The sequence below is a fragment of the Pedobacter panaciterrae genome, from assembly GCF_013204795.1.
GTDB classification, from domain to species: Bacteria; Bacteroidota; Bacteroidia; order Sphingobacteriales; family Sphingobacteriaceae; genus Pedobacter; species Pedobacter panaciterrae.
In genome coordinates, this window is the sequence record NZ_JABMKW010000017.1 from 866,357 (window position 1) to 880,054 (window position 13,698).

At 38.8% G+C, this 13,698-nt stretch carries 9 protein-coding genes; all 9 read left to right on the top strand.

From position 1 onward, the window contains the following. The first annotated feature begins 2 nt into the window (after positions 1-2). The 9 genes from HQN86_RS15195 (at position 3) to HQN86_RS15235 (ending at position 13,695) form a co-directional block, all read left to right on the top strand. Positions 3-1,301, top strand: a complete 1,299-nt coding sequence (locus tag HQN86_RS15195; RefSeq protein ID WP_172661757.1) for an HAD-IB family phosphatase — start codon at positions 3-5, stop codon at positions 1,299-1,301. A gap of 1 nt (position 1,302) precedes the next feature. Continuing rightward, positions 1,303-2,268, top strand: coding sequence for a tryptophan 2,3-dioxygenase family protein (locus HQN86_RS15200; protein WP_172661758.1), 966 nt, complete (start codon positions 1,303-1,305; stop codon positions 2,266-2,268). Between the two features lie 78 nt (positions 2,269-2,346). Then, positions 2,347-3,411, top strand: a complete 1,065-nt coding sequence (locus tag HQN86_RS15205; RefSeq protein ID WP_172661759.1) for a branched-chain amino acid aminotransferase — start codon at positions 2,347-2,349, stop codon at positions 3,409-3,411. Positions 3,412-3,650: 239 nt separating this feature from the next. After that, a complete protein-coding gene (locus HQN86_RS15210) occupies positions 3,651-5,768 on the top strand; it encodes a S9 family peptidase (RefSeq protein WP_172661762.1) in 2,118 nt (705 codons plus the stop codon). Positions 5,769-5,793: 25 nt separating this feature from the next. Next, positions 5,794-6,600 carry a glycoside hydrolase family 16 protein gene (locus HQN86_RS15215; protein ID WP_172661764.1) on the top strand — a complete coding sequence of 269 codons (807 nt, stop codon included), beginning with the start codon at positions 5,794-5,796 and terminating at the stop codon, positions 6,598-6,600. A gap of 69 nt (positions 6,601-6,669) precedes the next feature. Continuing rightward, the gene (locus tag HQN86_RS15220; protein ID WP_172661765.1) at positions 6,670-8,265 is read left to right on the top strand and encodes a tetratricopeptide repeat protein; all 1,596 of its coding nucleotides are present in this window, start codon (positions 6,670-6,672) and stop codon (positions 8,263-8,265) included. A 259-nt stretch (positions 8,266-8,524) separates the two neighbouring features. After that, positions 8,525-11,290, top strand: coding sequence for a TonB-dependent receptor (locus HQN86_RS15225; RefSeq protein ID WP_172661767.1), 2,766 nt, complete (start codon positions 8,525-8,527; stop codon positions 11,288-11,290). Positions 11,291-11,320: 30 nt separating this feature from the next. Next, entirely contained in the window at positions 11,321-12,574 is a 1,254-nt protein-coding gene (locus HQN86_RS15230; RefSeq protein ID WP_172661768.1) for a right-handed parallel beta-helix repeat-containing protein, read from the top strand. A gap of 53 nt (positions 12,575-12,627) precedes the next feature. Then, on the top strand, positions 12,628-13,695 hold the full coding sequence (locus tag HQN86_RS15235; protein WP_216854416.1) for a phytase: 1,068 nt from the start codon (positions 12,628-12,630) through the stop codon (positions 13,693-13,695). The last annotated feature ends 3 nt before the right edge of the window (positions 13,696-13,698 follow it).

Consider the following 13,698-nt stretch of genomic DNA (forward strand, 5'->3'; position numbering starts at 1 on the left):
AAATGAAGCAGAAAAATATTTACATCATTGATTTTGACAGCACCTTTACACAGGTAGAGGCTTTAGATGAGCTGGCCCGTATCTCTCTTAAAAAACATCCTGAGAAAGACGCTATTTTTCAGAAGATTGAAGATTACACTAACCTTGCAATGGAAGGAAAGCTTTCTTTTGGAGAGAGTTTGGCTCAAAGAGTAAAGCTTCTTGAGGCTAATGAAGATCATTTGAAACAACTGATTACGCATTTAAAGAAAAAAGTTTCTGCTTCTTTTTCGCGTAATGCCGAATTCTTTAAAAAGCATGCAGATGAAGTTTTGATTGTTTCAGGTGGCTTTAAAGAATTTATTACTCCGGTAGTAAGCAAGTTCCACATTAAAAAAGAAAACATCTACGCCAATACTTTTGTAACTACCGGCGATGGAAAGATAATTGATTACGACCACTCGAACCCTTTAAGTGAAGAAGGTGGCAAGGTAAAATTGATGCAACAGCTAAACCTTGAAGGCGACCTTTACGGAATTGGCGATGGCTATTCCGATTTTCAGCTTCGCGAAAGTGGCTTGATAAAGAAATTCTATGCTTTTACTGAGAATATTTCTAGAGAAAGCATTGTTAAAAAAGCAGATCACATTACGCCAAGCTTTGACGAGTTCTTGTATGTAAACAATTTACCAAGGGCTATATCATATCCTAAAAACAGGATTCTGTGTTTGATTATTGGTGATGCAGACCCATTGAGCATTGAGTTACTGAAAAAAGATGGTTTCTCTGTTCGCCACAAAACTACTTTTGAAGAGAAATATGTAGCTGATGTACACATGATGTTGTTGGCAGATGGGGAAAAGATTGAGCTTGAGAAATTAAAAAGAGCGGTTAAGCTTAAAACTATAGGTTATCTTGGCAATACAAAAAACAAAATTGATATAGCTACCTGTACTGAGCAGGGCGTTGTTGTTTTTGAAGATCCAAAACACAACCCACGTAATATCGATTTCATTCCAAAAAGGATGATCGATTTTATGAATACAGGTACCAGTTACCTTAGCAGTAATTTCCCGAACCTGCAATTGCCAAGAATCGAGAAATCGCACAGGTTAATACACATTCATAAGAACGTACCGGGTATTATGGCTAAAATAAATACTGTTTTTGCCAAGCATGATATTAATATTGTGGGTCAGTTTTTGATGACTAACCCTGAAATTGGTTACGTGATTACAGATATAAATGCACAATACGACAAGCAGTTGTTTAAATCGTTAAAAAAGATTGAGCACACCATAAAATTCAGGGTTTTATATTAGAATGGAACTTACACCTCAGATAAAGGAAAAACTGGATAAACTGCAGGAAAAGTATGCAGCAATGGGTCAGGATATGTCTGCATATCTGGATGGCTTGTTATATGCTGATTTCTTAACTTATTGGGATTATATCCATCTGGATACTCTACTGAGCCTGCAAAACCCGAAAACGCCATTCCCGGATGAAGAGATTTTTATCATGTACCATCAGATTACTGAGCTATATTTTAAACTTGCACTTCATGAATGCAAACAGATTGCTGATAATCAGGAACTAACGGTTCAGTTTTTTACCAATCGGGTAAAACGCATTAATGCTTATTTTAATGCATTGGTTACTTCGTTTGAGGTGATGGTGAATGGGATGGATAAAGATCAGTTCCTGAAGTTCAGAATGTCGCTGTTACCAGCAAGTGGTTTTCAATCTGGTCAATACCGAATGATAGAAATTTGCGCAACTGATTTTATCAGGCTGGTTGACAAAAGCAAAAGAGAAGAACTTGCAGATAAGAGCGTTGAAGAGCAATTTGAATTCATTTACTGGAAGTTTGGGGCTACAGAATTGGCCAGCGGTAAACAGACGCTTACTTTAAAGCAATTTATAAACAAGTATGCTGCGCAGTTCCTGCAATTGGTAAAGGACAGGAAAGAGACTAATTTTTCGGCCTTATACCATAAGCTGTTAAAAGAGGGGCATGATGTTTCTGCTTTGGCAGATGAGCTTAGAAAGCTTGATTTATATGTGAATGTGGAGTGGCCATTGTCTCATTATAAATCTGCGGTCAGGTATTTGGAGAGAGATCCTGTAGATATTGCAGCTACCGGTGGCACCAACTGGCAGAAGTATTTACCTCCACGTTTTCAGAAAAGAATTTTCTATCCTTTCCTTTGGACAGAAGATCAAATGGAGGAATGGGGCAAGGGTTGGGTGCTTAGTGTATTGAAAACACTTAGAAATGAGGCGTAAACATTGTCAAAATCCAAAATAATAAAGAATAAACAAGGCTTTTTTTATTAAATTTGCAGTAATAAAATACAAGTCAAAATGAACGAGACATTGGATATAACAGTAACCAAGACTGAGCAGACCAGATTAACAGTAACAGATTTTTCTCAATTACCTTTCGGAAAGGTGTTTTCCGATCACATGTTTATTGCAGAATACGAAAATGGTGAGTGGACGAACCTACAGGTATTACCTTACGGTCCGATTCTTATGAGCCCTGCAATTTCTGCCCTTCACTACGGACAGGCAATTTTTGAAGGTATGAAAGCTTATCGTTTAGCTGACGGAAAAGTCAGCGTTTTCAGAGCAGAAAAAAACTTTGAGCGTTTCAACAAATCAGCAACACGTATGGCTATGCCAAGCATTCCTGAGGATATTTTTATGCAGGGAATTGCAGCGCTGATTGAGATTGATAATAAATGGGTCCCTAATCAGGATGGTTATTCTTTATACATTCGTCCGGTGATGTTTGCTACAGATCCTTATTTAGGTGTTAAAGCATCTGACAAGTATACTTTTGCTTTATTAACTACACCAACAGGTCCGTATTACAGCAAAGCCTTAAAAGTTAAAATTGAAACTGAATATACGCGTGCAGATGAAGGTGGTGTTGGTTACGCCAAAACCGCTGGAAATTATGCTCGTTCTTTATATCCATTTGCAGAAGCTCAAAAAGAAGGCTTTGATCAGTTAATCTGGACAGATGCTGTTTCTCATGAGTTTATTGAAGAAGCAGGGACAGCTAATTTGATCTTCGTAATTGATGGCAAATTGGTAACACCTTCTGTAAGAAGCACTGTTTTAGATGGTGTAACACGTGATACAATTATCAAACTTGCAAAAAAAGCAGGCATTGAAGTTGAAGAAAGACGCGTTAGTGTAAAAGAAGTAATAGAAGGAATTGAAAACGGCAGATTGACTGATGCTTTTGCAGCGGGAACTGCAGCAACGGTAACTCCAATTGGAGAAATCGGATACCAAGGCCAGGTTTATAAGTTAACTGACCCTTCAACACGTACAGTTTCAGCAGGTATTGCTAAAACATTGAATGATATTCGTTACGGATTAGCTCCTGATGAATTCGGTTGGAACTGGATTGTATAATTGAAGATTAGTACTTGTTTAAAATTATATAGCGCCCTTTTTAAGGGCGCTTTTTTTATACCAACGCCGTCATCTCCTTTGGTTAATCAAAGGAGATGACGGCTGCTTTAGCAGAGCCTTAAAACATTCCAAATTGGGATAGGATACAACTTTAAATAGAAGATTTTTCGTAAAGTACTTATACTTTAGTAATTTCCGCGGCGCTAAGGCGCAATTCAATATCAACAGGATCTTATAGCATGAAAAAAATACTACTTATTTGTTTAGCGATGTCATTATTTATTATCAAATCAGAGGCTCAACTCAAAAAACTTTCACAACAACAAATCTTTGGTGGCCAGCCCTCGCTTACTAAATCTATAAATATAGTCAACGGATGGAGTGATGATAACCATTACATTGAGATGGACACCAAGGATCATAACTTATATGCAGTAGATGTTAAATCGGGCCAAAGAACGCCGTATACTCCACCGCCAAAAAGTAATGTAAATCTATCTGTTAAAAACAATGATGTTTACATACAATACGGGCAGGATGAACCAAAACGCTTAACAAATGATAAAGACGAGGAGAAGAACCCTACCCTATCTCCTGATGGAAAGCATGTAGCATTTACCCGAAATAACGATCTGTATTCAGTTGATGTTGAAACAGGAAAAGAGATCAGATATACAAATGATGGAACTGATGTAATTTATAATGGTTGGTCGTCGTGGGTGTATTACGAAGAAATTCTTGGCAGATCTACCAATTACAAAGCCTTCTGGTGGTCGCCGGATAGTAAGAACATTGCATTTATGCGTTTTGACGATACCAAGGTTCCCATGTTTCCAATTAATGGATCAACCGGGCAACATGGGTATACAGAAAAAACACGCTATCCAAAAGCTGGCGACCCTAATCCGGAAGTAAAAGTAGGATTTGTCCCTGTAAACGGAGGTTCTATTGTATGGGCCGACTTTAACGAAAAAGATGATCAATACTTTGGCACTCCTTACTGGAGTTTTGATGGCAGTAATTTAATGGTACAATGGATGAACCGCGGACAGGATAACTTAAAATTTTATTCAGTAAACCCTACCAATGGTTCTAAAAAAGAAATCTACGACGAGAAACAGTCTTCTTGGGTAGATTTAGATTACGATGGGCGCATAGAATATCTTCAAGATAAAAAACACTATATCCTTAAAAGTGATAAAACAGGATGGGCACATTTTTATTTATACACGTTAGATGGGAAACTGGTAAATCCACTAACCAGCGGCAAATGGCAGGTTACTGATCTTGTTCATGTAGATGAGAAAAATAAGGTTGTTTACTTTATGGCTCGTAAAGAAGCATCTACGAGAACAGATTTTTATAGTGTAGGCTACAATGGCAAGAACTTAAAACGATTGTCATTTGGGGATTATTCTCATCAGGTAATGATGTCGCCCAATGGTTCTTATTTCATTAGCACTTATTCCAATGTTTCTACCCCTACTAAAAGAACATTATTAAACAATAAAGGGAAGATCATTAAAGAACTTGGCGACACTAAATCTGATGATTTTGCACAGTTCAACTATGGTAAAACAGAAATGATTACTATCCCTACTGATGATGGCTATAATTTACCAGCTGTAATAACCTACCCTACTGATTTTGATCAGAATAAAAAGTATCCGGTAGTGATGAGTATTTATGGCGGGCCAAATGCAGGCAACGTAAGCAATACCTGGAAAGGAATTGGCGGACAATGGTGGGCAAATGAAGGGATCGTACAGATTTCTGTAGATCACCGCGCATCAGGACAATTTGGTAAGGAAGGCGTTGCTTTAATGCACCGCAACCTGGGTAAGTGGGAAATGCAGGATTATACTACTGCTGCAAGATGGTTAAAAGCCAAATCATGGGTTGACAATAAGAAACTACTGATTACAGGTCATAGCTACGGCGGTTATATGACTTGCCTTGCCCTTACTAAAGGAGCCGACGATTTTGATTTCGGATACGCGGGAGCACCCGTTACCAGCTGGGAGCTTTACGATTCTCATTATACAGAGCGTTTTATGGATACGCCTAAAGAAAACCCTGAGGGTTACAAAGATGGTTCTGTTTTAACCTATGTAAACAATTATAAAGGATTATTGAGGATTATGCATGGTGATATGGATGACAATGTGCATATGCAGAATACGATACAACTTATAGATAAGCTTCAAAATGCGAATAAACATTTTGAGTTGATGATCTATCCGGGTGGAAGACATGGATGGGGAGGTGTAAAATCTGCTCATGATAAAGCTGAGCGTTTCCGCTTTTACTATCAAAACCTATTGAACAAGCCTGTACCAGAAGAGTTACTTAAATAGCGCTAAATATTTATCACCTTTAGTTATGAAAGCATTTAACTGTTTAATTGGAGCATTGCTAATGTCTGCCCTTTCTGGTATGGCTCAAACTAAATCTATGCCTATGGAAAAAGGCAAGACGTTGATATGGAGTGATGAATTCAACTATAAAGGCCTTCCCGATTCTACAAAATGGGACTACGAGGAAGGCTTTGTAAGAAACCGTGAGAAACAGTTCTATACACGTGCCAGATTAAAAAATTGCTATGTTAAGCGTGGCAAGCTTGTGATTAAATCACTAAAGGAAAAATATAAGGATGCCGATTATACTTCGGCAAGTATTAACACACTTGGAAAACAGCACTTTGACGGAAACATCCGTGTTGAAATAAGAGCAAAGATCCCATCGGGAAAGGGCATATGGCCTGCCCTTTGGATGATGGGATCAAATATAAAGCAGGTGGGCTGGCCTAAATGTGTAGAATTTGATATTATGGAGTTTGTAGGTCATACGCCTTCAACTATTCACGGAACCCTCCATTGGGCTGATAGTGGGTTGAAAGATCCTAATGGCCATAAAAGCAGCGGCGCCAATGTAAAGATGGATGATGTGCATAAAAAATACCATGTTTATGGTTTGGAGCGCAAGGGTGATAGTGTAAAGGTTTTTATAGACGACAAGTATTATTTCAGCATGTCGGCCCCGGCTACAGCGTACAAAGATTCGTTTACCTCTCCGCTATATCTTTTGATGAATACCGCGATTGGCGGCGAATGGGGCGGAGATATTGATGATTCTATATTTGCTCAAAAGTTCTATGTTGATTATGTGCGCGTTTACAAATTAGATTAAGATTATGCCTTAAGATGACGCCTCTTTAATTTAACATTAGCTTAATACTGTATGTTTTACTTTTAAAGGGTGAAGAAACTTACCTTAAATAGTATAACAATAGGTTTAATTCTGTTTTGTTTTTCATTACCTGTTTTTGCGGTTTACAATCAGGCTCAGGGAAAAAATGATATAGGTACACTGATTAAGAAAGACCCCAACTCTGCGTTTATAAAAATAAAGGGGTTGTTAAATACAGCGTTAAAACAGAATGACCTGATCTCTGCTGCAAAATATTATCAATATTTTGGCGAGATCTTTTATCATCAGGCAGCCTATTCGCAGGCAGTAAATTATTTTTACAAGGCAGACCGCATATTTAGAAACCATAATGATCAGGCTAACCTGGCTGAAAACCTGAATAAAATTGGGGATGCTTATTACTACAGCAGGCAATATAAAACAGCGCTGACTAAATTTCAGGAGGCCTTAAATATCTATATAAAGATAGGCAACAGGTCAGGCATGGCGGAATGTTATGGACTTATTGGTCAGACCTATGAGAAAAGCAGTAAGTACGAAAGTGCAATGAAATATCAGCAGCTGGCACTTACGGCCTATAAAAAGGAAAAGAATCAAACCGGCATTGCAAAGATCTATGAGAACCTTGGTAGTATTTATGAAGACAAACTGCATCTTGATTCGGCCCTCAAGTACTATTCATTGTCTCTAAAACTAAACAAGGCCGCGGCAAATGATCTTGCCCAAATAGAGATTGTAAACAACATTGGCGACGTTTACAGAAAAACAGGCAGGTACCCTGAAGCAATGCGTTATACGCGCAAAGCGGAACATATGGCCTTAATCATGAATGATCAATATCAGCTTAGCAGTGCCTACAGGGACCTATCGAAAACATTTGATCTTATTAAAAAGTATGATAGCGCCTATCACTACAGTGAACTAAGCCGCAATATCTTCCTGAAGATCTATACGGCTGACAATACCAAGCAGCTGGCCCTATTACAAACCTTATTTGAAATACAACAAAAGGACGATGCAATTGTAAGGTTTGAAAATGAGAGAAAGGCAAATCAGTATATCATTGTTGCAGTGATCCTGATCATCCTCTTACTGATTTTACTGGGTATAAGTACTATTAGCCGTCAACGTTTGAAACTTCGAAACGAACAGAAGCTTAACGAGCAGAACAACATGCTTTATGAAATCCAGAAGAATGCCATTAAAGCTGAGCTGGAACTTAAAAGCAAGGAACTGACCAGCAATACGCTCCATGTAATTCAAAGCAATCAGTTTCTGGAAGAACTAAAGGAAGAGATCTATGATATGATAAAGGATGAAAAAAGAGATCAGAAGAGACAGTTACAGCAAGTGATGCAGAAAATAAATCAAAACATTAATCATGACAGGCATTGGAAAGAATTCTCTACTTTATTTGAACAAATTCACCAGGCTTTTTTTGACAATCTGAAAAGACATAGTGATGATTTAACAGCAAATGACATCCGTTTAGTAGCCCTTATTAAGATGAATTTAAGCTCAAAAGATATGGCTGTTATTTTTGGTATTTCCCAGGATAGTTTGCGTGTTGCACGTTACCGTTTACGTAAAAAACTGAATATTCCGCAAGGAGAAAACCTGAGTTCTTTTATACAGACACTATAACAAAAATCACGATTTCCGGAGGCTTAACAAACTGTTAACATAACGCTAACTAAATGATAATGGCGATTTCGGTTACAATCAAATACTTGACAATCAATATTTTAACAAAATACTGTTCACGCTGTATCCGTTCTGTATACATCATTTGTAACGCTGTATACATTTTGTACACGCCTCAATCATTAAACTCCATCACCTGGTTTGCACATTTGCCTCACGGTTTAAAAAACACTACCACCACAAACAAATTTTCAGGAAAATGAAGTCAATTTTACAAGTTCTTTTTTGCTTATTAATTGGTGCTGCCACGGCCAGTGCAACCAGTTTAAAAGGTTACGTTTTTGATCAGAAAACAGGTGAAGCTTTAGTAGGCGCATCAGTATATCTGGAAAATACTGACAAGGCAGTATTAACGGGATTAGATGGCTCGTTTGAGATCAAACATCCACCAGCAGGAAACTTCACATTAAAAGTATCTTATGTGATGTATAAGGTTTTATCTAAACAGATTACAATACTTAAAGAGGATAATCCAACGATCAGGATTTATCTGTCTGAAACGAAAGAGAAAGAATTAAGTGAGGTAGTTATTTCGGCAAAAAATGATGGCTCGGCTGAAAAAACTGCAAGACGCATCGAGCAAAAATCTGCGCAGCTAATTAATGTCGTATCGGGCAAGGCGATGGAGATTTCTCCGGATCTGACAGTCGCAAATGTTATTCAACGTGTTTCAGGTGTATCAGTTGAAAGGAGTAATAGTGGAGACGGACAATATGCTATTCTAAGAGGAATGGACAAAAGATACAATTATACCCTGGTTAATGGGATAAAAATACCGAGCCCTGATAATAAATACCGTTACGTTCCTTTGGACATTTTCCCTTCGGAACTTTTGGACAGGCTTGAAGTATATAAAACCTTGACTCCAAACCTTGAAGGCGACGCCATAGGTGGGGTGGTAAATATGGTAATGAAAGATGCACCGCAAAAGCTACAGATCAATGCAAACCTTGCAGGCGGTTATAGTCAGCTATTTATAGATCGGGGCTTTAGTTCATTTGATGCCTCTTCAGTTCATCGTAAATCACCATATGAGCTTAACGGGAAGGATTACAAAGCCACGCAAGCAGACTTTCCAAGAGGTACTGCAGATTACAAGTCGAGCCACCCTGCTCCTAACCTAGTAGGTGGTTTATCTATAGGGCAACGTTTTCTTGACAATAAGCTTGGGTTAATTATTGCAGGAAGCTATCAGAACACCTATCGTGGTAGCAACGGCACTTTCTATCGCTCGTCGGCAGCCAATGCATCAAATAAGTTTGCAACAATCACAAGCATGAACGAACGCCAGTATTCGGAACAACAGAAACGCTATGGTTTTCATGGTAAGCTGGATTACGCATTCAACGAAAACAATAAGCTAAGTCTTTATAATGCCTACGTGGATCTGAATAACATTCAGGTTAGAGATGAAAAATCTACAGATTTCTCTACCGGCTATGAACCAGCCGCAGGAAAAGCACAGTTGGAATACGCTACACGATCGAGGGTAACGGAACAACAGATCTATAACAGCACGCTTCATGGAGATCATCAGATTATTCCGGACAAGTTGAAGATTTCGTGGTCGGCAGTCTATTCGTCTGCCAAAAATGAAGTGCCAGATAACACAACCATTACCTTAAGTGGAAAGCGCGAGAATTTTATTGACACTCGCACTGTTGCAAAAACAAATGGCACAACGCATCGCTGGGAACGTAACGCGGATGAAGACAAAGCCGGATATCTTGACATTAGCTATAAAGTTCCTGTTGGCCAACTCAAAGTAGAATTTTCTGCAGGAGGATTATACCGCGACAAGCAGCGCAGCAGTTTCTTTAACAATTACACTTTAACTCCGGTAAATACCGCAGCTAAATATGGGGTTGATTTTAATAATTATACTGAGATAGACTGGACAGTTCAAACACCGGGTGGAGCCGTAAACAATCCCCTTACTTATGATGCCTCGGAAAAACTTGCTGCTGGTTATGGGATGTTTAACATAAGTAAGGATGCAGTTGAGGTAGTTGGGGGGTTACGCGTTGAACACACAAACCAGGGTTACGCAATGCTGTTCCCTGCCGGAGAACTTCGCCCGAAGGGTAATCAGGTTTATACTGATTTTCTTCCATCTGTAAATGTGAAGTATAAACTGAGTGGAAAGCAGCAGTTAAGGGCATCGTACTTCCGCTCTTTAAACCGTCCCGGGTTTTATGAACTTATTCCGGGAGGTGTGGTTCAGGATGACTACAAGGAAAAAGGAGATCCAGATCTTAAGCGCGCTATTGCGGATAACTTTGATTTGCGCTACGAGCTATTTCCAAATAGTAATGATCAACTATTGGTTGGAACGTTTTATAAAGCGATTAAAAACCCGATTGAATATAGCTTTCAGGCAGACCCTATCCGCCCTCAGGACACCTATTATCTGCCAGGTAATTTCGGAACTGCAAGGAACTACGGCTTGGAAATTGACTACATAAAATTCATTAATCAGTTTGGAATAAAGGCAAACTATACCTATACCCATTCCAGAATTACAACACCAAAGGATTTATTGACAATAGACCCCGAAACCAACGATTCTAAAAAAATCACTGTGTTGCAATCGCGTCCGCTTTACGGACAGTCGGAACATATCGCCAACCTATCCCTTATCTATAAAAACACCAAAAGTGGATGGGATGCCCAGGTTGCCGGCTCCTATACAGGTCCGCGCATTAATACCGTATCACAATTCCTTGATAATGACCTTTGGCAAAAGGGCTTTATCCAGATGGATGCCTCTGCTGAGAAAAAATTCAAGAAAAACCTTAGTGTGTTCATAAAAGCGGGAAACCTGTTAAACACACCTTCGAAGTTATTTATTAAAGGTATTAATCCGGCAAATGCAGATACCGGGAATCAGTTTGATGGTAAAACATTAATCCGCAACGACTATTACGAGCAAACGTACCTGTTAGGCTTGCGCTATAAATTATAAATCAATCTTATTTATTATAAAAGAGAAAAAATGAAAGCAAAACATTTGTTTATCTATCTGGCCATTTTAACATCAGTTATTGCAGGATGCAAAAAGGCCAATATTGATGTGGATCCTGATACGGGAAACGGGACTGTTACCGGTGAGGTTTCGGGAATCTGGCTAAAAGGAAGTACACAATTTATTAAAGGCGATATCATTATTCCAGAGGGCAAATCCTTAACCATTGAAGAGGGCGTTACAATTGTAATGGATACTGTTGCAAAGCCGGAGATTATTGTAAAAGGAAATTTATATGCGCAGGGTACTGCAGATTTTCCAATAAAATTTACAGTTGCAGAGGAATTTAGAACTGAAGCAAAAAAGTTTGGAAGGCTTTGGGGAGGAATTCTTGCTGCACCAAGCTGCGAGGAGTTATTGCTTGACCATACGATAATAGAATATGCAGGTGCAACAACTTCTGATGCTTCAACTTCTGTGAAGCAACACTTGTACAAGGCAGTAGCTGGTGAAAACTTGCCAGCACTTTGGTTTTCGAATGTAAATGGCAAACTAGTAGTAACAAATAGCATTTTCAGAAATCTGCAGGAAGACTGTACTTACATAGATGGTGGTAAAGTAATTTTCGCAAACAATTCCTTTTACACTACTGGAGTTACTGGTGGCGAGGCCATCAATTTGAAATCTGGCTGTGTGGCTGATGTTGCTTACAATTTAGTTTACAGTACAAACACCAATGCATTAAAGTTATCAAACAGTGGCGACCGCACACCGCAGGCTTACATTGTTGTTTATAACAATACTATGGTAAATACAGGATGGCGACGTCCTACAGCAAAGGGAGGATCTATCTGGGTAGAGGCAACGGTACGCGTAAGTGTTTATAACAATATGTTTGCAAATACTCGTTTTGGAATTAAAAGAGATACAAAAAAACCAGAGGACGATAGGTCTGTATTCGGGAATAATTACTATTATGGATTTAATCAGGTTACTGTAGATCAGTTCCAACCAACAAAAGAGATCATTGCAGGGACAAATGATATCATCAGCAAAACAGCCGGGGATAATGATCCTATGTTCATAAATTACCCATTGAACATTCCGGTTGATAATGCAACTTTTAATACCGCATGGGATTTCCATTTAAAACCAGGCTCTCCGGCGCTTGGAAAAGGTACAACAAACTTTACCAGACATTATGCTTCGGGACTGGTTTTAAATGGGGTGACCTATAAATCACCTGACCCATCTGGCTACATTGGTGCATATGGCACAAACTAGTTTAATTAAGAAGTTACCACTTTAAAGAATAAGAAATATTAAATTAATACCCAATGAATAAATACACCCAGATATTTATATTCCCGGCGATGCTTATATCGATAAACATGGCCTGCACCCAACAAAAAACAGATACCAATGACGCGGTAAAGCCTTTATACACTACAGAACCAGTGCAATTTGACTCTGATGATCCGGCAATATGGATTAACCCGGTAGATTCTTCAAAATCATTGATCATTGGAACTGACAAAGACGAAAATGGCGGTTTATATGTGTTTGATCTGAAAGGCAAGATCATTAAGGACAAGACTATAAAAGGATTAAAACGACCTAATAACGTTGATATCGCATATGGTCTGCTGCTTGGAAGTAAAAAGACGGATATAGCAGTTACAACAGAGAGAATGACACATAAACTCCGCATCTATTCTCTACCTGATATGAAGCCCCTCGATAATGGTGGTGTTCCCGTTTATGAAGGTGAGAAAGGTGAAATGTACAGAGACCTGATGGGCATTGCAATGTACACCAGTCCTAAGGGTGAAATCTATGCCATTGCCGGTAGAAAAACAGGGCCTAAAGACGGTTCTTATTTATGGCAATATTTGCTTGAAGACGATGGTACAGGACACATCAAGGCAACCCTGAAGCGCAAATTTGGAAACTACAGCGGCAAAAAAGAAATAGAGTCGATTGCAGTAGACAACGAGATGGGCTATATCTATTACTCAGATGAGCAGTTTGGCGTTCGCAAATATTATGCTGATCCGGCTAAAGGGAATAAAGAGCTGGCCTTATTTGCCAAAGAGGGTTTTACTGAGGATAATGAGGGCATTAGTATCTATAAAACTACGGACACAACAGGTTACATCCTGGTATCAGATCAAAGTGCAAACCACTTTAAAGTCTATAGCAGAGAAGGTGTAAAAAATAAGAACGACCACCAACTCATTACAAGTATTAAGGTATCAACCAACCAGAGTGATGGCTCAGACATTTACTCGAAACCACTTAATGCCGATTTTAAGCATGGAATTTTTGTTGCGATGAGTGACAACAAAACATTTCAGTATTACAGATGGGAAGACCTGGCAGGTAAATTATTAAAAGTAAACTAAAAC

What these genes read in the sequence shown, in the direction of transcription:
- HQN86_RS15195 (WP_172661757.1), top strand. Translation starts at nt 3, where the DNA reads ATGAAGCAGAAAAATATTTACATCATTGATTTTGACAGCACCTTTACA.
- HQN86_RS15200 (WP_172661758.1), top strand. Translation starts at nt 1,303, where the DNA reads ATGGAACTTACACCTCAGATAAAGGAAAAACTGGATAAACTGCAGGAA.
- HQN86_RS15205 (WP_172661759.1), top strand. Translation starts at nt 2,347, where the DNA reads ATGAACGAGACATTGGATATAACAGTAACCAAGACTGAGCAGACCAGA.
- HQN86_RS15210 (WP_172661762.1), top strand. Translation starts at nt 3,651, where the DNA reads ATGAAAAAAATACTACTTATTTGTTTAGCGATGTCATTATTTATTATC.
- HQN86_RS15215 (WP_172661764.1), top strand. Translation starts at nt 5,794, where the DNA reads ATGAAAGCATTTAACTGTTTAATTGGAGCATTGCTAATGTCTGCCCTT.
- HQN86_RS15225 (WP_172661767.1), top strand. Translation starts at nt 8,525, where the DNA reads ATGAAGTCAATTTTACAAGTTCTTTTTTGCTTATTAATTGGTGCTGCC.
- HQN86_RS15230 (WP_172661768.1), top strand. Translation starts at nt 11,321, where the DNA reads ATGAAAGCAAAACATTTGTTTATCTATCTGGCCATTTTAACATCAGTT.
- HQN86_RS15235 (WP_216854416.1), top strand. Translation starts at nt 12,628, where the DNA reads ATGAATAAATACACCCAGATATTTATATTCCCGGCGATGCTTATATCG.